The organism is Kitasatospora sp. NPDC052868 (assembly GCF_044547105.1).
In the GTDB taxonomy this organism is placed as follows: domain Bacteria; phylum Actinomycetota; class Actinomycetes; order Streptomycetales; family Streptomycetaceae; genus Kitasatospora.
The window spans coordinates 139,355-158,524 of record NZ_JBITZW010000012.1 but is presented as its reverse complement, the minus strand read 5'-3'; the positions used below and the strand labels follow the sequence as shown (position 1 = coordinate 158,524).

Below are 19,170 nucleotides of genomic sequence, written 5' to 3'. Positions count from 1 at the left end.
GAATGAGGCCCACGGGCCGATGGCGGGTGCACGCACGATGCCTAGTGTTCAGGAATCGGTTCGCGACGGTCCGTCGCGACGGGTATCGACGGAGGGACCCTGATGAGGCGTGCACTACTGATCGGCGCGGCGGCTGTCGCCCTGGCCCTGGCGGGAACCGCCACCACCGCGACGGCGGCGTCGGCCGGGTCTGCCGTAGCCGCCCAGGCCGCGTCGCGGACGGCCCAACCGTCTTCGGCCGCACTGCAGTTGCCCGAGCCATCCGGGAGGCTCCCGATCGGCCGGACCGTCCTGCACCTGACGGACGAGGGGCGGGCCGACCCGTGGGTGCCCTCGGGCGACCGGGAGTTGATGGTCTCGCTCTGGTACCCGGCGGCGCGCCCGTCGGCCACGCCCGCCCCCTACATGACGCCCGAGGAGTCGGCCCAGTACGTCGCGGCGATCGGACTGCCCCTGCCGCCGGACCTGATGACCAAGGTGGCGACCCACGCGACCGTGGACGCCAAGCCGTTGAAGACGTGGCGCGGACTGCCCCTGGTCGTCCTGTCGCCGGGCTTCGGGATGCCGCGGGCGACGCTCACCGGGCTCGCCGAGGAACTCGCCGGCCGGGGCTACGCCGTGGCCGGGATCGGGCACAACTACGAGGCCGACGGCATCTCGTTCCCCGACGGGCACACGACCTCGTGCGTGGCCTGCGAGAACACGGACTACCCCAAGGTCGGTGCGGTCCGCGCCGCGGACGTCTCCTTCGTGCTCGACGAACTCGCCTCAGGGCAGGCGGTCCGGCAGAGCGGCGTCCAGGTCGACACCGGCCGGGTCGTCATGGTGGGGCACTCGGCCGGCGGCTTCAGCACCATCCCGGCCATGCTGGGGGACCAGCGCATCAAGGCGGCGGTGAACATGGACGGCAACTTCCGCTTCCCCAACGACACACCGCTGGACCGGCCGGTCCTGATGCTGGGCAAGCCCAGCCACGTACCCGCGGGCCCCGACCCGACCTGGGACGAGACCTGGAACGAACTGACCGGTTGGAAGCGCTGGTTGAGCGTCGACGGCACCGAGCACCTCTCCTTCACCGACCTCGCGCCGCTGGCCAAGCAGCTCGGCTCACCGATGCAACCCCTCGACGGCGACCGCGTCGACGCCATCACCCGGGCCTACGTCGACGCGTTCGTCGACACCCAACTGCGGGGCACGAACGCACCGTTGCTGAACGGCCCGTCGGCGGCGTACCCGGAGGTGCGGTTCCACCAGCCGTAGCATCCGCCCTACCGGGCACGCAGGTTGCAGCCACGGTCCGTACCCTGATGCGGTGATGACCAACTCGCTCCTGTCGCGAGCCGTCAGCGGCACCGTCGACCCGCCGCTGCCACCGCTACCGGACCGGGTCGCAGAAATCCTGTCGGAGCTGGGAAGCCCCCCGCGGCTGGCGGCTCATCTGCGAGCAGTCCACGACGTCGCGCACCAGCTGCTCGACTGGATGGAGCAGAGCCACCCCGCCGTGGCCCTCGACCGCGAGGCGGTGCTCTTCGGGGCGGCGACCCACGACGTGGGAAAGACGGTCCACGTCGCCGAACTCTCCGGACCCGGGGCGGCCCACGAGGAGGCGGGGCGGACTCTGCTGCTCGGCCAGGGCGTCAGCCCGCAGCTGGCCCGCTTCGCCGCAACGCATGCGACCTGGACGGGTCCGCAAGTCGGCTTGGAGGACCTCCTGGTGAGCCTCGCCGACAAGATCTGGAAGAACAAGCGCGTCCCCGACCTGGAGGACCTCGTCGTGGCCCGGCTGTCCGAATCGACCGGCCGGCCGCTCTGGGAGGAGTTCATCGCACTCGACGAGGTCCTCACCCGCATCGGCAACGGCGCCGACGAGCGCCTGGCGTTCCAGGCGTCCTTCCCGATCCGCTCTCAAACGCCTTCGATGATGCGGAAGTCGCGCTCGACGCCGTCGGACAGGGCGAGCAGCGCCTGCTGGTAGGCCTCACCCGCGTGAGTCGCGACGGCCTGTTCGAAGTTGTCGAACTCGACCAGGACGACGCGCTCGGCGACGCCGCTCTCGTGGGGGACGACCCGCCCGTCGCGGGCGATCACCCGTCCGCCTCCGGCCTCGATGGCCGGACGGGCCAGCTTGAGGTAGGCAGTCATCTTCTCGGGGTCGAAAGTGGTGCGGTAGGCGCTGACCCAGTAGCCCTTGGCCACGAGAACCTCCAGTGTTCGGAACGTGCGCGTCCGAGAACGCACCTCGGAAAGTGCATCTCTGACGCCGGATTCACTGCTGCGATCGAGCGTACCCCTGCGGCAACAGCGGCTTCGATCCGCTCCCACGGGCCGTCATCGACCTCCCCGGGCCGACGTGTGCTCTTCTTCGTCCCGGCTGCCTCGCACCTCCGGCAGCATCAACGATGAGGAAGCAGGGCAGGTCGTCGGCGGACTCGCTGGTTCTGCAGCCTGAGAGCCTTCCTGGCGGGTGGGTCAGCCCTCGTGGCGTAGGCGGGTGATCAGGCGTTCGGCGACCAGCAGGTTCAGGGCCCAGCCGGTCCAGGCGCCGGTGGTGTAGGCGAGTTGGAAGGAGACTCCGGTGCCGGTCAGGGTGATCAGCCAGAGGCGGAAGGTCACCCCGGTGAAGATCAGCGCGTAGGAGCGGACCATCCAGATCCGGTGGCGGGCCACCTCGCCGCGGCGGATCACCGCGAGGGCCGTCGCGGTGCTCACCAGGGTCAGGACGGCGAGCACGGCGAACCCGGCCGGGGCGAACGGCGGGTAGAGGCCGACCGGGACCAGCAGCAGGCCGCCGATGCCGGTCGCCGCGGCGGCGGGCAGGTAGACCCGGCCGGTCCAGCGGTGCAGGGCCGGGAGGCGGGTCCGCAGTCGGGGGAGGAACTGCCAGGGGCCGAGCAGCAGGGCCGTGATGGCCCCGCCCACATGCAGGATCAGTGCGGGCAGGTGGGCCTGGTAGGTGGCCCGCTGGTCCTCCAGGAAGGTGTCCGGGTCGAGGGTGAGGTAGGGCGCGGCGAGCAGGGCGATCGCGGTGGCCGACACGGTCACCGCGAGCCAGCCGGCCCGGCGGCGCCGGGGCGCTCCGGTGCTGGTGGAAGTCATGGCCGGAGCGTAGGAAGCGGCGCGGGCCGGGGGAGTCCCCCGACCGGGGGCGGTGGCGCTACCGCCCCGGGGGTCGGTCGCCCCGGTGGGGGTGGGTGGACGTACCCCACTGGGACGATGCGGCGGCCGGAGTGCCTCGCTATCGTGCGAAACGGCCACCGCCCGGCGGCCGGAGCGACCCACCGGAGCACCGATGAGCCGACCGCCCGATTCCCCGGCCCCGCCGCGCCCGGCCCCGCCGCGCCCGCCCCTCCCGGGTCCGCCCCTCCCGCGCCGACCCTTTCCGCGGCCCGACGGAGTGGTGCGCCGCGCGGCCGCCGCCGTCCGGGCGGTACGCCCCGGTGAGGGTGTCGTCGACGGTGTCCTGGCCGGGGCGTTCCTGGTGGTGATGACGGCGGAGCGGTTCGGCGCCGCCGAGCGGATCGGCGGACGGATGCCCGCCGCGCTGCTGCTCACCATCGTGATCGCGGGCGTGCTGGCGCTGCGCCGGACGGCTCCGGTGGCCGCCTACCTGGCCGGGTCGGCGGCCCTCGCGGCGGAGGCGCAGTGGCTGGTGGCGGACCCGGTCTCGCCCTACGCCAACCTGATCGGCCTGTATTCGGTCGGCCTGTACGCCACCCGCGCCCGGGCCCGCTCCGGGCCCGTCCTGGTACTGCTCGGCATGGCCGGGTACTTCGCGGACCGCACGGGAGGCCTGCCGGAGATCCCCGGCGGGGTGCTGTTCCTCTGGCTGCTGGCCTGGGCGCTCGGCTATGCCACCGCCCGGCGCCAGGAGGAGCGTGCGCTCGCCCGCCGGGGCCTGCGCCATCAGGTCGCCGCCGACGAACGGGCGCGGATCGCACGGGAGTTGCACGACCTGGTGGGGCACTCGGTGAACGTCATGCTGGTCCAGGCCGGCGCGGCGCGCCGCACGCTGGACCGCGACCCGGGTCGGGCGACGGAGCTGATCACCGGGCTGGAGCAGACCGGCCGCGAGGCGTTGGACGAACTCGACCGGGTGCTCGGCCTGTTGCGGCGCGCCGCCGCATCCGACCCGGTCGAGGGCCCGGCGCCGAGCCTGCAGCCCGGCCTGGCGGACCTGCCCCGCCTGGCGGCTCGGCTGGCCCAGGCGGGCGTGGAGGTGACCGTCCGGCTCGACCGGTCCGTCGGGCGGATACCCGCCACCGTCGACCGCTCCGCCTACCGCATCGTCCAGGAGGCGCTGACCAACAGCGTCAAGCACGGCGGCGCCGCCACGGCCGAGGTCTCGGTCGACCGGTCCGCGGACGGGCTGGAGGTCGTGGTCCGAGACAACGGCCTCGGCCCGGCGGTCGGCTACACCCCCGGCCGGGGGCTGCTGGGCATCGCCGAGCGGGTCGCGGTACTCGGCGGCACGGTGCGCCACGGGGGAGGTGACGGGGGCGGGTTCCAGCTGCGCGCACTGCTCCCGCTGCGGTGACCGGCTCCGGCCGGACCAAGGTCCTGCTGGCCGACGACGACGCCCTCCTGCGGGCCGGGGTCGCCCTCGTGCTCGGTACGGACGACGGCATCGAGGTGGTCGGCGAGGCGGCCGACGGCCTGCGCGCGGTGGAACTCGCCCGCACCCTGCGCCCGGACGTCCTGCTGATGGACGTCCGGATGCCCGGCATCGACGGGATCGAGGCGACCCGCCGGATCGTTGCCGCCGAACTCCCCACCCGTGTCCTGGTGTTGACGACCTTCCACCATGACGAGTACGTCTGGGGTGCGGTCCGGGCGGGGGCCGCGGGGTTCCTGCTCAAGCGGGCCTCCCCCGAGCGGCTGATCGACGCCGTCCACACCCTCGCGGCCGGCCAGGCCCTGCTCGACCCGGCGGTCACCCGGGAACTGATGGAGCGGCTGGCCGCGACACCGCCGCCGAACGGAACGCCGACCGGGCCGCCTACCGGACCGCCCGCCGGGCCGGTCGAGGACCACCGACTGGCCCGCCTCACCGGGCGCGAGCGCGAAGTCCTGCGCCAGGCCGCCGAGGGCCGCTCCAACAGCGAGATCGCAGCGGAGCTGTTCCTGGCCGAATCCACCGTCAAGACCCATGTCAAACGGGTCCTCGCCAAGATCGGTGCCCGCGACCGCGCCCAGGCCGTCGTGATCGCCTACCGCGCGGGGCTGATGACCGGCCCCTGAGCGTGCCGACGCAGGCCGTTGCCCCTGGCACGCGCCGTCGCGGTGGGTGTCGGGGCAGGGCCCCGCGGTGCAGGGTCGGGCAGCCGGAGTGGACCCGGGGCTGCACTTTCGGGGAAGGGGGTGGCGGCCGCCCGGGTGTAGGGAGAAGAGGGTAGGGCAGCGGAAGACGACCGGGAGGGCCGGTGCGCGCAAGGGCGGACGATCACAGGGGGCGCGGCGGCGAGCGGGCCGGCGGGGGTGACCGCAAGTGCCGGCCGAGGAGGCGCACCAGCACGACCGGGCGCGGGCCGGCGACTCGGCGCGCCGGTGCACCGGGGACTGACCGCGCCGGTGACTTTCGGCACACCCGAGGCCGACCGGACCGGCGGCCGACCGCGCACCCGGTGGCCGACCGCGCTTGCGGTGGCCGCCGGGGAGGGGCTGGATTCAGCCGTATTTGAGTGGTCGTCAGATTATGAGCCGAGTGAGGTGCTCGAGGTCGTTTCGGCTCAATGATGAGAATGTACAGTCACGGGAGGGGCGCCTCTGCGCCATTCCGGGGGTCGGTTTTCGGACGGGGTGGCGCAGGCTCCCCTTTGCTCAGCGGACGACCTGACAGACGATGCCTGTGGCGCCTGTTCACCTGAGGCTGCTCAGCACGCCGCTCACGTTGAGGACCTCGTGGCACTCCTGCGCCTGGACGCCGGTGGCCGGGGTGCCCGGCTTCGCGCAGGTCACCTGGACCGTCACGGTCTGGTTCTCAGTGATCCTGATGGGGGTGACCCAGTGGTAGTCCTGGTTGCGGAACGTCTCCAGCGCGATCGTCGTGACCTTGCGATCGCCGAAGTTGATCGTCACGACGCCCTCGTCGCCCTGGAAGTTGGCGACGACGATGTCCGTGATCCCGAACGTCCGGTCCGCGGGGACGGTGTAGGTGCCGGTCTTGCTCTGCCCACCGGCGGTCGTCATGTCGATGGTGGCCGAACTCTGCTGCCCGCCGCCCAGGCCGGTGCCGGCGTCGCCGCCCGTGCCGGTGCCCGTGCCCGTGCCCGTACCGGTTCCGCTGCCGGTGGCGCCCACCCCGGGCGGGGTGCTCCTGGCTCCGGCTCCCGGCTGCCCGGGGCTGATCGCCGGGGTCTGGCCCACCGCCTCCGCGGTGGGCGACGGCTGCTTCTGGACCGCCTGGTCGGCGGCCTCCCGGGCCGTGCTGCGCACGGCGGGGCGCACCAGCAGGAACCAGGCCAGCAGCAGGGCGAGGAGCGCTGCCAGGGCTGCGAGCAGCCAGGTGGGGAAGACCGGTATCTGGACGAACTCGGCCTCCGGCCGCGGCCGGTCGCGGTCGTCCCCACCGGCGTCGCCGAGTCCGGAGGCGGGCCCGGAGGCGGGCGTGGCGCCTGGCGTCGCGCCGGGCTTGGCGCCTGCTCCGGCGCCTGGTCCGGCGACGGCCTCCGCCACGGCGACGGTCTCCGCCACGGTGACGGTGAACGGCCAGGTCACCGGCTTCCCGAACCACACCGGCTTCCCGGTGCGCACCCGCAGCGCCACCTCCGCCGACTCGCCCGGCTCCAGCCTCCGCTGCGCGGGGCGGAAGTCGAACTTCAGCTCCTCGCCGGGCTGGGCCGGGGTGAATCCCACCTGGACCGGACGGTTGCCCTCGTTGCGGACGGCGAGGCGGTAACGCCCCCGCAGCCAGCCGCGGCGGCGTTTGGGAGCGCTCTCGGCCCGCAGCTCCCGGAACCCCTCGACGTGCACGGTGGTCTCGGGGACCCGGACCGCCTCGGGGTGCTCGGTGGGCAGTACCCGGACGGCCAGCGGCACCTCGCCCGCTCGCACCTTCGGCGAGCGCGGGGGCGCCAGACGGATCGTCACCGTTTCCGAGGTGCCGGGGTAGAGGGAGACGCGATCCGGTTCGACCGTGGTCCAGGCGGCGCAGTCACCGACGACTTCCAGGCGGTACGCCTCGACGATGTCGCCGTCGTTGCGAACGGTCAGGGTGGTGGAGGCGGTACCGCCCGGCGTCACCGTCACCGACGGGATGTCGAGGCCGGGCGCGCCGGGGCTGGGAGTGGCTGCTGGGGTCGTCACGCCGCGACGCTACGCCGCCGCCCCGCCCGCCTCCACGGACGCGGGGGCAAGGCCCCGGGCAGCCGCGATGCCCCCGCGGACGCCTCCCAACTCCCTTGGCCAGCCAATTTGTTGACCTTCGACCCTGCGGTACTTACCTCATACGCATCATGGAACAGGTACACCTCATGCTCCACACCGACCTCAAAGGCACCATCCACCCGTCCGGCCCCGGCACCCGGCGGCCGACCGTCCCGGTCCAGGCCCAGGCCCACTCCCGGGTCCATCCCCAGGCCCAGTCCCCGGCCCAGTCCCCGGCTCCGGCTCCGGCCGCGGCCCAGGCCCGGCCCCCGCACGACCCGGTACCCGGCGGCCCCGTCCGCAGGGTCACCGTGGCCGTGTACGCCTCCGACCCGGTCCTGCACGTCGGGATAGTCCAGCAGCTGCGCCAGCGGCCCGAGATCGAGCTGGTCGACGACGCCGACGCGCACGACGCCCGGGTCTCGCTCGTCGCCGTGGACAGCGTGGACGACGAGACGGCCGCCCTGCTGTACCGGCTGCGCCACAACTCCGCCACCCGCACCGGGCTCGTGATCGGCACCTTCGACTCGGGGGACGCCCTGCAGCGCGCCATCGAATGCGGGGTCACCGCCGTGCTGCGGCGCGCCGAGGCCGACCAGGACCGGCTGCTGCGACTGGTCCTGGCGATGGCGAACGGCGAGGGCGTGCTGCCCGGCGACCTGCTCGCGAAGCTCCTCGACCACGTCGGCAGCCTGCAGCGCTCGGCACTCGACCCGCACGCCGTGTCCCTGTCCACCCTGACCCCGCGCGAGGCCGACATGCTGCGCCTGGTGTCGGAGGGCCTGGACACCGCGGAGATCGCGCGCAACACCTCGTACTCCGAACGGACCGTCAAGAACGTCCTGCACGAGGTCATCACCCGGCTCCAACTGCGCAACCGCTCGCACGCCGTCGGCTACGCGCTGCGCAACGGCCTGATCTGACCGCCGCGGGGGCACCGGCTGCCCGAAAGCGCAGCCGGTGCTTCCCCCGGGCGCGGCCCTGGGGCCCTGCCGGTCCGCGCGGGCGGGGAGGCAGGGTGGCGCCGTCGGACGTGGAAGCAGGACCGGACTGTGAGGTGGACCGTGATGGGCGGCGCGGGTGACTCCGGCAGTCGGCGACACCGCTGGGGGAGGGCCGGTGCGTCACTGCTGCTGCTGGCCCCCCTGTTCGCGGTGACGGCGGCCGCCGGCCCGGGCGACACCGAGGCCAGGGCCCCGGCGGCCGACGCCGGGGACAGCCGGATCGCGTACGCCGGCACCCGCCACCGGAGCCTCGGCCGGGTGGTGACCGACAAGTCGAGCACCCCGCTGTTCGGCGAGGGCCCGGCGCACTTCGACGTCCAGCCCGCCGCCCTGGGCGACCGGCTGGTCTTCGCGAGCCGCCGCGACGAGCAGGCCCCGCAGATCTACCTGCGCGCCGCCGACGGCTCGGTGCGCCGCCTGACCAGCGGTCTGGACGCGGCGAACCCGCGGCTGACCCCGGACGGTCGGTCGGTCGTCTTCGACGCGGCGCAGCCCGCCGGGGCCGGTGGCACGCCGCCCGCCGGCGCCGGCGGCGCCCAGCGCGACCTGTGGCTGGTGCGCACCGACGGCACCGGCCTCACCCGACTGACCGACACCCCCGCGAACGAGGAACACCCCACGGTCTCGCCCGACGGCGCGCGGCTGGCGTACTCCTCCGACGCCGACCCGGCCGCCGGCCGGCAGGTCTACGCACGGTCGCTGCGCGGCGGCGCCGCCACGCGCGTCTCCGACCCCGCCGACGGCACGGGCACCGAGCCGGTGTGGAACCCGGTGGACGAGGCGGCGACGCGGGACCGGATCGCCTACACCGCCACCGGACCGGCCGGACCGCGGCTGCGGTGGACCGACGGGCGCACCGGCGGGCCGCTGCTGGCGGGCCCGCGGGCGGACTGGCGCACGCACGGGGCGGCCTGGCTGCCCGACGGGAACGACCTGCTCTTCCTCAGCCCCGACCGGACCTGTTCCTGCGAGGGCGACTGGGACCACGTCTTCCGGGTGAAGGCGCTCTCGGCGGACGAACCGCAGGTGGTGCTCAGCGAGGACCGCGAGGTCGGACCGGCCACCTGGCTCGGTCCGCTCCAGGGCGGCGGGGCAGTGGTCGAGCGCACCTCGGCGGCCGGGCCGCACGAGGTGACCCTCCAGGACGTCCGGCCGGACGGCTCCGACCCCCGTGACCTCGGCCGGACCGTCCTCAAGGAGGATCCGGCGGCCGACACCGAGACGGATCCGACCAAGGACCCGCTGTTCCGGCCCGCCGCCGGCTCCGACCCGTGGACCGAGCGGCAGACCTACACGCCCGACGGACGCCGGATCGTGCTGACCCGCTTCGAGGACGCCCCGAAGGACCCGCCGAAGGACCCGCCGACGGACCCCCCGAAGGCGCGGATCGAACGGATCTGGATCGCGGACGCCGACGGCACCGACCCGGTGGCGCTGCCACTGGCGGGGCGCGGCCCCAGGGACTGGGACACCGACCCGACCCTCTCCCCGGACGGCCGCTACCTGGCCTTCACCCGGACCTCTCCCGGCGGCGTCGGCGGTGACGCCGGCCCCGGGCGGATCCTGATCGCGGACGCCGCCACCGGCGCGATCCGCAGCGAGATCCGCCCGCCCGAGGGACAGGCCCGGGGCGGCGACGCCCAGCCCACCTGGTCCTCCGACGGCACCACCCTGGCCTTCACCCGCAACCAGCTGATCAACGACCGGGGCGGCAACAAGCACGTGTGGACCGTGCCCGTGGACCACCTGGACCGGCAGCGCGACCTGAGCGCCACCGCCTGCCCCGGCGCCTGCGAGGTCATCGACGACAGCCCGGCGTTCTCCCCGGACGGCGCCACCATCGCCTTCAACCGCAAGAACGGCGCCGGCCGGACCGACGAGCGCAATGGCATCCTGCTCGCCTCCGCGGCGGGCGGCGGCTGCCGGGTGCTGCTGCCCGACGCGGCCCGCGACCGGCCGGGGGCCTGCCGCCGGGAGCTGCCCGACACCACGGCCACCGGCCCGTTCCAGCCCCGCGACGCCGCCTGGACCTCCGACGGCAAGGCCCTGGTGATCAGCTCCCGGGCCGCCCTGCCCGCCAACAGCCCGGAGAAGCTCTCCCTGGTGAACGTGGCCTCCGGCGCCCGCACCTGGCTCACCGGCGCTCTGCCGGGCCGTCAGAAGGAACCGGGCGTCCAGCAGTCCGTCGACCTCGCGGTCCGGGCACCCGGCACCGCCGCACCGCTCACCGTCGGCGACTCCGCGACCGTCCGGGTGGACGTGGTCAACCACGGCCCGGCGGCCTCGCCCGGGACGAGGCTGACCGTCGCGCCCCCGCTCGGGGTGGCCGTCACGGGCCTCGCCGCGCCCGGTGCCACCTGTGACGCGGCGGCGCTGGTCTGCGCCCTCGGCGTGCTGCGCCCGGGCACCACCGTGCCGGTCACGGTCACCCTCACCGGGGTCGCGCCCGGCGACCAGCCGCTGGACTGGTCGGTCACCGGTGCCGTCCTCGACCCCCGGCCCAGCGACAACACCGGTCGGACCGTGGTGCCGGTGCGCCCGGCGCCCGAACCGCCGACTCCCACGCCCACCCCGACGGCAACGCCCACGCCCACCCCGACGCCCACCCTGCCGTCGACACCTCCGTCGACGCCTCCGGCGACCCTGACCCCGCCCGCGAGCCCGGCACCCGCCCCCGTGCCGCCGCCGGCCCCGACACCGCCCCCGCTGCCGCCCGAGCCGCCGGCCGGCCCCGGGCTGAGCCTCACTGCGCAGCCGAACCCCGGCTACGTGGGCGGTCGCGTGGTCGTCACGTACACCGTGAGCAACGGCCGCAACGGACTGGCCACCGGTCTGCGGCTCCGCGTCGGCCTGCCCGAGGGCGTGCCCCACGACGGGCCGCCGCCGGGCTGCGACCAGACCTGGGTGTGCGCGCTGCCCGACCTGGCCCCGGGCGCCCGGACGGTCGTCCAGGTCGTCCTCAGCCCCGACAAGGCCCTCACCGGCCAGGTGACCGGCACCCTCACCACCACCGGCACGGACGCCGACCCCGGCGACAACGAGGCCCGCCGGCAGCTGCGGATCCTCCAGCCGCGCATCGTCGCCGTCCCGCCGATCGGCAAGCCGGGCTTCGTCACCTCGGTGCGCGGCGAGGACTTCCCGCCCGGCGCGCCGGTGCGGTTCAGCTGGCAGCCGGGCATCACGGCCGCGGCGGCGCCGACCGTCCCCGGGCCGGACGGCCGGTTCACCGGCCAGCTGCTGATCCTCGCCAAGGACCAGACCGGACCTCGCGTCATCACCGCGAGCGGCCCCGGCTTCTCCCCGGTGCAGACCGGGTTCCTGGTGGTCGCCGGCACGATCCAGCCGCCCAACGAGGTGGTCCGCCGATGATCCACGAAGTCGACGAGGGGCTGCGCCGGCTGCTCGCGGAGTCCGGCCTGGAGGCGTCGGGCGTCGAGGTGGTGTTCGACGCGCCGACGCGCGACTGGGCGGCCCGCCGCAGCGTGCCGACGGTGTGCGTGTTCCTGTACGACGTCCGCGAGGACCACACCCGGCGCGCCAGCGGCGCGGGCGAGGTGTACGACGCGGACGGCTTCCTCGCCGCGCGCCGCGCCCCGGCCCGCTGGTTCGAGCTGACGTACCTCGTCACCGCCTGGGCGAGCCGGCCGCAGGACGAACACCGGCTGCTCTCCCAGGTGCTGACGTGCCTGGTGTCCACCGACGCGCTGGCCCCGCACCTGCTCACCGGCTCGCTCGCCGAGCTCGGCCTCATCGTGGGTCTGGACGGCGGCGGCACCGGACTCGACGCGCCCGCCGCCTCCGACGTGTGGTCGGCGCTGGGCGGCGAGCTGAAGCCGTCGCTCGGGCTGCGGGTGCGGGCACCGCTGGCCGGGGTCACCACGGCCGTCGCCCCGCCGGTCACCGAGGGGCTCGTCGTGCGCGCCGCGGCCCGGACCGGACCGGAGGAGCCGCAGTCGGCGCGCCGCCTGCGCTACACGGAGGTGGCGGAGCCCGGTCCGGAGGGCTTCGGCGGCTCCCGGGAGCGGGGGCAGGCCCCCGCGCGCCGCCGACGCGGGGAGCGGCAGCCGTGACGCGGACCGTGGAACCCCCGGCCGGGACGACGGCCCCGGCCCCGACGGTGGTCCCGACGGCGGCCCCGTACCTGTGGACCCGGCTGCGGGTCGTCGAGGAGCAGGTGCGCACCGCCGTGGCGCTGAGGCGCGCCGTCGACCCCGATCCGGACGATCCGCACCGCGGCCAGTACCTCACGCCCGAGGCGGTCGACCGCATCCTGGACGAAGGGCACCGGACCGCCCCGCCCGCGCCGGACGCCCTGCTCTCACCCGAGGCTCCGCCGCCCGGCTCGCCGCTGGCCGTGCTGGCCGCCCGCTTCGACCTGACGCCGCTGGACCTGGACCTGCTGCTGGTGGCTCTGGCCCCGGACCTGGACGCCCGCTTCGAGCGGCTCTACGGCTACCTCAACGACGACCTGACGTGCCGCCGGCCCACCGTCGGGCTCGCCCTCGAACTGTGCGGGCACGGCGGGCTCGGAGCGGCCCGGTTCCGGCTGGCCCCCTCCGCGCCGCTCGTCGCGGGCGGTCTGCTGGAGGTCGACGAGCCCGAACGGCCGCCTCTGTCACGGGTGCTGACCGTCCCGGACCGGGTCACCGCGCACCTGCTGGGCGAGGAGTCGCCCGACCCGCTGCTGACCGGCGTGCTCGGCAGTCCGACCGGCGATCCGGCCGTCGACCCGGCCGAGCTGCGCCGGGCCGCCGCCGCCGCGGCCGGGACCGGCACCGGCCATGTCCACCTGCGCAGCCGCGGCGGCGATCCCGAGGGGCTGGCCGTCGCCGCGCTGCACGCCGGCGGGCTGCGACCGCTGTCCCTGGACGCGGCGGCGCTGTCCCACGACCCCCGCGCCGTGCCCGGCCTCGCCCGGGCCGTGGCCCGCGAGGCCCGGCTGCTGGGCGCGGGCGTCCTGCTGGGGCCGCTGGAGGAGCTGCCCGACCGGCCCGAGGAGCGGGCCCGCGTCCTGCGCACGCTGTGCGGCGTCCTGCGGGGCATCCCCTTCCTCACCTACGGGACCGGCGGCTGGGAACCCGCCTGGGCGGCCGACACGCCCGTCACCCTGACGGTGGCGGCCCCGACCCCCGACCGGCAGGTCGCGCGCTGGCGGCACGCCCTGGAGCGGGCCGGCGAGGAGAGCGGCACGGGGGAGGGCGGGGCTCCCGGCGCAGGGGAGGGCGGGGCCGACGCGCTCGCCCGGTCCGTCGCCGCGCACCGCCTGGACGCCGGACAGCTGCGGCGCGCCGCCGGCACCGCGGTCCGCACGGCCGCGCTCGACGGCCGCCCGGTCTCCCCCGACGACCTGCGCACCGCCGTCCGGGCCCAGAACGGCGCGGGCCTCGCCCGCCTCGCCCGCCGGGTCGAGCCCGCGGTCGGCTGGGACGACCTGGTGCTCCCCGCCCCCACCCACCGCAGCCTGTGGGAGCTCGCGGTCCGCGCCCGCCACCGCGAACAGGTGCTCGGGCAGTGGGGCATGCGGCCCGGGGGCGGGCGAGGGCGCGGGGTGATCGCGCTGTTCGCGGGCTCGTCCGGCACCGGCAAGACGATGTCGGCCGAGGTGGTGGCGGCCGACCTGGGCATGGACCTCTACGTGGTGGACCTCTCCACGGTGGTCGACAAGTACGTCGGTGAGACCGAGAAGAACCTGGAGCGGATCTTCACCGAGGCCTCGGCCGTCAACGCGGTGCTGCTGTTCGACGAGGCGGACGCGATCTTCGGCAAGCGCTCGGAGGTCAAGGACGCCAACGACCGGCACGCCAACATGGAGTCCGCGTACCTGCTCCAGCGGATGGAGTCCTTCGACGGCATCGCCGTCCTGACCACCAACCTGCGGGCCAACCTGGACGAGGCGTTCACCCGTCGCCTGGACGTGATCGCGGACTTCCCGGTGCCCGACGCGGCCCAGCGCCTCGCCCTGTGGGACCGCTGCCTGGGCGACCGGGTGCCCAGGGCGGAGGACCTCGACCTCGGCTTCTGCGCGGACCGGTTCGAACTGGCCGGCGGCTCCATCCGGGCCTGCGCGGTGACCGCCGCGTACCTCGCCGCCGAGTCGGGTGGACCGCTGACGATGGCCCGGGTGGTGACGGCGGTCGCGCAGGAGTACCGCAAGCTCGGCCGGCTGGTGCTGGAGGGCGAGTTCGGCCCGTACGTGGCGCAGGTCACGCGGGCCTGACCGGGGTACGGCCGACGGGCCGGCGCGGCGGCCGGGGAGGGCAGGACGGTTGCCCCCGGGCTGGCACCCGCGTCCCTCCCGCCGGCGGCGCCCGCCGGAAAGGCTGGGGGCGGGACGCGACGGTGCACGACCGAGTCCGTGGACCGCCGTCCGAAGTCCGCAGACCGGGCCGGTCCGCAGCACCGGGCCGAAGCCCGTCGAAGACCACTGAAGTCCACTGAAGTCCGCCGAAGACCAGTGACACGAAGGAGCGAGCATGCCGACGTACCTCACCCCGGGTGTCTACGTGGAGGAGGTGCAGTCCGGTGCTCGCCCGATCGAGGGGGTCGGCACCGCAGTCGCCGCGTTCGTCGGGTTCGCCCACAGCGGCCCGTTCCACGAGCCGACGCTCGTCACCAGCTGGGACCAGTACTCCCGGAGCTTCGGCGGGTTCACCGAGGGCGCCTACCTGCCGCACGCGGTCTACGGGTACTTCGCCAACGGCGGCGGCGCCGCGTACGTCGTCCGGGTCGGCGGCTCCGACCGGGACGGCTCCGCGCCGGCCGCCGCCGCGGGCACCGAGCAGCGCGCGGCGGAGCCCGTCGAGCTCGGCGGGTTCCTGCTCGCGGCCCGGCCCGGCGTCACCGGCGTATCGGTGGAGATCGCCGACCCGGACGGCGAGAACCCGCCCGAGGACCGGTTCAAGGTGCTGGTCCGCCGCGACGGCCCGGTGGCCGAGACGTACGAGGTGTCGGCCCGCAGGAACGTCAAGGGCTACCTCGTCACCCAGGCCCGCGGCTCGGCCCTGATCGAGGTCACCGAGCAGCGCGGCGCCACCCAGAGCCGACCCGCGAGCCAGACCGTCGCCCTGCCCGACGCCCCGGCCGCGGTGCCCGCCCCGGCCGCCGGCCAGGGCGCGGTGGCCCGGCTCGACCCGGCCGAGTACGTCGGTGACGCGGCGGCCCGTACCGGGCTCGCCGGCCTGGAGACCATCGACGAGATCACCATGGTCGCGGTGCCCGACCTGATGGGCGCCCACCAGCGCGGTGACATCGACGCCGAGGGCGTGCGCACCGTCCAGCTCGCGGTGATCTCGCACTGCGAGCAGATGGGCGACCGGGTCGCCGTCCTGGACGCCCCGCCCGGCCTCTCCGCCCAGCAGGTGCGGACCTGGCGCAACGACGAGGCGGGGTACGACTCCCGCTACGCCACCCTCTACTACCCGTGGATCCGGGTCTTCGACCCCGCCGCCGGGCGTAACACGACCGTCCCGCCGAGCGGTCACATCGCCGGCGTGTGGGCGCGCAGCGACGCCGAGCGCGGCGTGCACAAGGCCCCCGCCAACGAGGTGATCCGCGGCGCGGTCGACCTGGAACTGCGCCTGAGCAAGGGCGAGCAGGACCTGCTCAACCCGATCGGGGTGAACTGCGTCCGGGCCTTCCCCGGCCGGGGCATCCGGATCTGGGGCGCCCGCACCCTCTCCTCCGATCCGGCCTGGCGCTACCTGAACGTGCGCCGCCTCTTCAACTACCTGGAGGAGTCGATCCTCCTGGGTACCCAGTGGGTGGTCTTCGAGCCGAACGACGACCGGCTCTGGTCGAGCATCCGGCGCAACGTCACCGCGTTCCTCACCGAGGAGTGGCGTAACGGCGCGCTGTTCGGCCGGACGGCCGCGGAGGCGTTCTACGTCAAGTGCGACCGGGACAACAACCCGCAGGAGTCGATCGACCAGGGCCGGGTGATCTGCGAGATCGGCGTGGCGCCGGTCAAGCCGGCCGAGTTCGTGGTGTTCCGGCTGGCGCAGTTCTCCGACAGCACCAGCCTCGTCGACGAGTGACCTGCGGGTCCGCCAAGCCCGGGACGACCGGGACGAGCAACAAGGAAAGGTGACAGACAGTCATGGCAGAGGGCGATGCTCTTTCCACCCACATCTTCGGCGTACAGCTCGGTGGTTACCTGGTCGAGTCGATCCAGGAGATCAGCGGGCTGACCGTCGAGGAGGAGGTGGTCGAGGTCCGTCAGGTCAGCAAGGACGGCAAGCAGATCATCCGCAAGCAGCCCGGCGCCCGCCAGGCCGGCGAGGTCACGATCACCCGGGGACTCGACAAGAGCAGCGAGTTCACCAAGTGGATCAAGGAGACCCTGAACAACGGGGCCGTCGACACCGCCCGGCAGAACCTCACCATCGAGATCAAGGACTCCACGGGCGAGACCGTCCGCCGCATCCAGCTGATGAACGGATGGGCCTCCAAGTGGGAGGGGCCCTCGCTCAAGGCCGGCGAGTCCGCCGCGGCCACCGAGTCCGTGACCATCGTGTTCGAGGAGATCATCGTCGAATGAGGCGACGAACGGTGACGGCGGGCAACCTGGAGGAGATCCTCCAGGCCACGGCGCCCGCCACGACCCCGGCACCCGCCGCTCCCGCCGCGGCCGCCGCTCCGGCGCCGCGTGAGGAGCGGCACGCGCTGCGCACCGAGTTCGAGTTCGAACTCCCGCGCGGGTACGTGGACGAGGCGGGCACCCTGCACCGGCACGGCTCGATGCGCCTGGCCACCGCCCGCGACGAGCTGCGGCCCCAGATCGACCTGCGGGTCAAGGAGAACCCGGCGTACCTGAGCGTGGTGCTGCTCAGCCAGGTCATCACCCGGCTCGGCACCGTCACCGACGTGCACGCCGGGGTCGTGGAGCGGATGTACGCGACGGACGTCGCGTTCCTCCAGGACTTCTACCGACGCGTCAACAGCGAGGGCCACACCCGCGCGGCGGTCACCTGCCCGCACTGCGAAGGCGGCTTCGAGGTCGACCTCTCCGGTGGGCGCCTGGGGGAATCGTGACGTACGCGCTCCCCCGGCTCAGGGAGGAGATCGCGTACATCGCCTACCACTTCCACTGGCGGCGCGACGAGATCCTCGACCTGACCCATGACGAACGCCGGCAGTGGGTCGCCGAGATCGCTCGGATCAACTCGCGGATGAACGAAGGTGGTTGAGTAGATGGCCTGGCGGGACAGGGTGCGCCGGCGCGCCGCCGTGCCGGGTGCGGGCGCGGGTACGGATGCGGGTACGGGTACGGATGCGGGTACGGAGGGTGCGGTCCAGGAGGCCGTCGCCGTCCGGGGTGCGGGCGTGCCCGCGGACTGGGACGGGGGCTGGCGTCGAACCGCGCCACCCCTCCTGACCGTCGCCCGCGCGCCGATGGGTGTCAGTGACGGGCTCGCCTTCCGGGACGGGCTGGCCGCCTGGCGCGATCCGTCCTTCGACACCGGTCTCGCCCACGCCCTGCTGCCGACCGCCCCGGCCGGCCTTCTGCGCGGCGTCGCCCGCCCCGCCGTCGGACCCTCCACCCACAGTGGCGGCGGACCGCTGCTGCTGAGGGCGCTGCATCCGGCCGCTGCGGACGCCGTGGCGGAGGTGGAAGCGCCGCCGCCCGCACCCGGTGCGCAGGCCGCGCGGCCGCTGCGGCGGGGTGCGTCGGGTGCGCGTGCGGGTGCTGGTGCGTCGGGTACCGGGGTTGGTGCCGGTGATTCGGTGAAGGGCGGTCCCGTGTCCGCTCAGGCCGCGCCTGCGGTCGGCGCGAGTGCGGGCCGGAGCGGATCCGACCCCTTGCCACGGGCGGCTGGAGTCGACCGCTCGCGGGCCGCCGACGTGGGGGAGGGCCCGGGCCGGTCCGGCGGTGGGCGGAACGCCCCGGCGGGTGGTGCACCCGGTACCGGTGGCCGTCCGCCCGCTCCCGCTGCGGCCGTGCTCGGTGCCGACGGCTCCCATGCCGTCCAGCGGGCCGCCGTTTCCCCGGCCGGTGCCGGTGCCGGTGCCGGTGCCGACCGTGCGCCGATGCCTGCGCGGCTCCCGCTGGTCCGCCGGATCGCGGTGGTCCCCGGTGCCCCGGCAGCCCAGACGGCCTCGGCCACTCCGCCCGTGCAGCGAGCCGCAGCCGAAGCCGGGTCGGTCCCGGCCGCCACCGGTCGCGGGCCGGGCCGGGAGGCCGCCGCCAAGGGCGCCCGTACCGGGCACCCGGCCGACGGCGCTCCGAAGGGCCGCGCCGAAGCCGCGCGCGCCGTGGTGCGGGCGCGTCCTGTCGGCCGGTCGCTGACCGTCGCCCGGGTGCCCGCCACGCCCAGGCGCCGGGTGTCCGTCGTACCTCCCGCCAGACCTCCCGCCATACCTCCCGTCGTCCCCCCGGCGCACATCGGTGGTCCGTCGCCCGACGCACCCGTGCAGCGGGCGGCCGACCATGCGCCCCTCGGTGCCGCTCCGGCCCGAGTCCCGGCGCCCGCCGCGCCCTCGGGAGCGGCCGAGCCCGCTCCCGTACCGGCCATGCCCGTCGTCCAGCGGCAGGCGGAGGCCGTCTCCGGCCAGCCCGACACACCCGCGCCGGGCGCGGCGAGCCGCCCACCGCTGGGCGACGCGCCTGTACAGCGCGCGGGCGAACGCCCGGGGCCGGGTGGGTCGGCAGCTGAACTCCGCTCCCCCGCTGCGCCCTTGGGGTCCGCTTCCGTTCCCGTGCCGGTGATGCCCCTGGTCGAGAGTCCGACCGGCGCGCCGGTACAGCGCGCGGCCGATCGCCCGAATCCGGGCGACTCATCATCGGAACTGCCTTCCTCTGCCAAGA

General features: G+C 75.0%; 15 protein-coding genes. 12 read left to right on the top strand and 3 right to left on the bottom strand.

Features of this window, described 5'->3' with window-relative positions; all coding sequences use genetic code 11:
- Positions 1 to 102 precede the first annotated feature (102 nt).
- Both ACIGZJ_RS21790 and ACIGZJ_RS21785 read left to right on the top strand, forming a co-directional pair.
- A complete protein-coding gene (locus ACIGZJ_RS21790) occupies positions 103 to 1,260 on the top strand; it encodes an alpha/beta hydrolase family protein (protein WP_396458759.1) in 1,158 nt (385 codons plus the stop codon).
- A gap of 55 nt (positions 1,261 to 1,315) precedes the next feature.
- A complete protein-coding gene (locus ACIGZJ_RS21785; RefSeq protein WP_396458758.1) occupies positions 1,316 to 1,975 on the top strand; it encodes an HD domain-containing protein in 660 nt (219 codons plus the stop codon).
- Here the strand turns inward: ACIGZJ_RS21785 and ACIGZJ_RS21780 are convergent.
- Entirely contained in the window at positions 1,906 to 2,196 is a 291-nt protein-coding gene (locus ACIGZJ_RS21780) for a DUF1330 domain-containing protein (RefSeq protein ID WP_396458757.1), read from the bottom strand. The genes ACIGZJ_RS21785 and ACIGZJ_RS21780 overlap by 70 nt on opposite strands.
- A 273-nt stretch (positions 2,197 to 2,469) precedes the next feature.
- On the bottom strand, positions 2,470 to 3,096 hold the full coding sequence (locus ACIGZJ_RS21775; RefSeq protein ID WP_396458756.1) for a DUF2306 domain-containing protein: 627 nt from the start codon (positions 3,094 to 3,096) through the stop codon (positions 2,470 to 2,472).
- 301 nt (positions 3,097 to 3,397) lie between these two features.
- Between ACIGZJ_RS21775 and ACIGZJ_RS21770 the strand changes: the two genes are divergently transcribed.
- Together ACIGZJ_RS21770 and ACIGZJ_RS21765 are read left to right on the top strand one after the other, a co-directional pair.
- Positions 3,398 to 4,534 carry a sensor histidine kinase gene (locus tag ACIGZJ_RS21770; protein ID WP_396458755.1) on the top strand — a complete coding sequence of 379 codons (1,137 nt, stop codon included), beginning with the start codon at positions 3,398 to 3,400 and terminating at the stop codon, positions 4,532 to 4,534.
- Entirely contained in the window at positions 4,531 to 5,238 is a 708-nt protein-coding gene (locus ACIGZJ_RS21765; protein ID WP_396458754.1) for a response regulator, read from the top strand. Before ACIGZJ_RS21770 ends, ACIGZJ_RS21765 begins: the two co-directional genes overlap by 4 nt.
- A 618-nt stretch (positions 5,239 to 5,856) precedes the next feature.
- Here the strand turns inward: ACIGZJ_RS21765 and ACIGZJ_RS21760 are convergent.
- Positions 5,857 to 7,302: a hydrolytic protein gene (locus tag ACIGZJ_RS21760; protein WP_396458753.1), complete on the bottom strand. Its 1,446-nt coding sequence runs from the start codon at positions 7,300 to 7,302 to the stop codon at positions 5,857 to 5,859.
- 149 nt (positions 7,303 to 7,451) lie between these two features.
- On the opposite strand from ACIGZJ_RS21760, the gene ACIGZJ_RS21755 reads away from it, so the two are divergent.
- The 8 genes from ACIGZJ_RS21755 (at position 7,452) to ACIGZJ_RS21720 (ending at position 17,551) form a co-directional block, all read left to right on the top strand.
- Positions 7,452 to 8,285 (top strand): LuxR C-terminal-related transcriptional regulator, encoded by an 834-nt coding sequence (locus tag ACIGZJ_RS21755; RefSeq protein WP_396458752.1) that lies wholly within the window; start codon positions 7,452 to 7,454, stop codon positions 8,283 to 8,285.
- Between the two features lie 144 nt (positions 8,286 to 8,429).
- Positions 8,430 to 11,735, top strand: a complete 3,306-nt coding sequence (locus ACIGZJ_RS21750) for a hypothetical protein (protein ID WP_396458844.1) — start codon at positions 8,430 to 8,432, stop codon at positions 11,733 to 11,735.
- Positions 11,732 to 12,436, top strand: a complete 705-nt coding sequence (locus tag ACIGZJ_RS21745; RefSeq protein WP_396458751.1) for a DUF4255 domain-containing protein — start codon at positions 11,732 to 11,734, stop codon at positions 12,434 to 12,436. Before ACIGZJ_RS21750 ends, ACIGZJ_RS21745 begins: the two co-directional genes overlap by 4 nt.
- A 47-nt stretch (positions 12,437 to 12,483) precedes the next feature.
- Entirely contained in the window at positions 12,484 to 14,583 is a 2,100-nt protein-coding gene (locus ACIGZJ_RS21740) for an ATP-binding protein (protein ID WP_396458843.1), read from the top strand.
- A gap of 256 nt (positions 14,584 to 14,839) precedes the next feature.
- Complete coding sequence (locus tag ACIGZJ_RS21735) at positions 14,840 to 16,399, top strand: phage tail sheath family protein (protein WP_396458750.1); 1,560 nt, start codon at positions 14,840 to 14,842, stop codon at positions 16,397 to 16,399.
- A gap of 62 nt (positions 16,400 to 16,461) precedes the next feature.
- Positions 16,462 to 16,902, top strand: a complete 441-nt coding sequence (locus ACIGZJ_RS21730) for a phage tail protein (RefSeq protein ID WP_148648195.1) — start codon at positions 16,462 to 16,464, stop codon at positions 16,900 to 16,902.
- Positions 16,899 to 17,396 (top strand): hypothetical protein, encoded by a 498-nt coding sequence (locus tag ACIGZJ_RS21725; protein ID WP_396458749.1) that lies wholly within the window; start codon positions 16,899 to 16,901, stop codon positions 17,394 to 17,396. Before ACIGZJ_RS21730 ends, ACIGZJ_RS21725 begins: the two co-directional genes overlap by 4 nt.
- The gene (locus ACIGZJ_RS21720; RefSeq protein ID WP_396458748.1) at positions 17,393 to 17,551 is read left to right on the top strand and encodes a DUF6760 family protein; all 159 of its coding nucleotides are present in this window, start codon (positions 17,393 to 17,395) and stop codon (positions 17,549 to 17,551) included. The genes ACIGZJ_RS21725 and ACIGZJ_RS21720 overlap by 4 nt, the downstream gene beginning before the upstream one ends.
- Positions 17,552 to 19,170 lie beyond the last annotated feature (1,619 nt).

What these genes read in the sequence shown, in the direction of transcription:
- ACIGZJ_RS21790 (WP_396458759.1), top strand. Translation starts at nt 103, where the DNA reads ATGAGGCGTGCACTACTGATCGGCGCGGCGGCTGTCGCCCTGGCCCTG.
- ACIGZJ_RS21785 (WP_396458758.1), top strand. Translation starts at nt 1,316, where the DNA reads ATGACCAACTCGCTCCTGTCGCGAGCCGTCAGCGGCACCGTCGACCCG.
- ACIGZJ_RS21775 (WP_396458756.1), bottom strand. Translation starts at nt 3,096, where the DNA reads ATGACTTCCACCAGCACCGGAGCGCCCCGGCGCCGCCGGGCCGGCTGG.
- ACIGZJ_RS21755 (WP_396458752.1), top strand. Translation starts at nt 7,452, where the DNA reads ATGGAACAGGTACACCTCATGCTCCACACCGACCTCAAAGGCACCATC.
- ACIGZJ_RS21750 (WP_396458844.1), top strand. Translation starts at nt 8,430, where the DNA reads ATGGGCGGCGCGGGTGACTCCGGCAGTCGGCGACACCGCTGGGGGAGG.
- ACIGZJ_RS21745 (WP_396458751.1), top strand. Translation starts at nt 11,732, where the DNA reads ATGATCCACGAAGTCGACGAGGGGCTGCGCCGGCTGCTCGCGGAGTCC.
- ACIGZJ_RS21735 (WP_396458750.1), top strand. Translation starts at nt 14,840, where the DNA reads ATGCCGACGTACCTCACCCCGGGTGTCTACGTGGAGGAGGTGCAGTCC.
- ACIGZJ_RS21730 (WP_148648195.1), top strand. Translation starts at nt 16,462, where the DNA reads ATGGCAGAGGGCGATGCTCTTTCCACCCACATCTTCGGCGTACAGCTC.
- ACIGZJ_RS21725 (WP_396458749.1), top strand. Translation starts at nt 16,899, where the DNA reads ATGAGGCGACGAACGGTGACGGCGGGCAACCTGGAGGAGATCCTCCAG.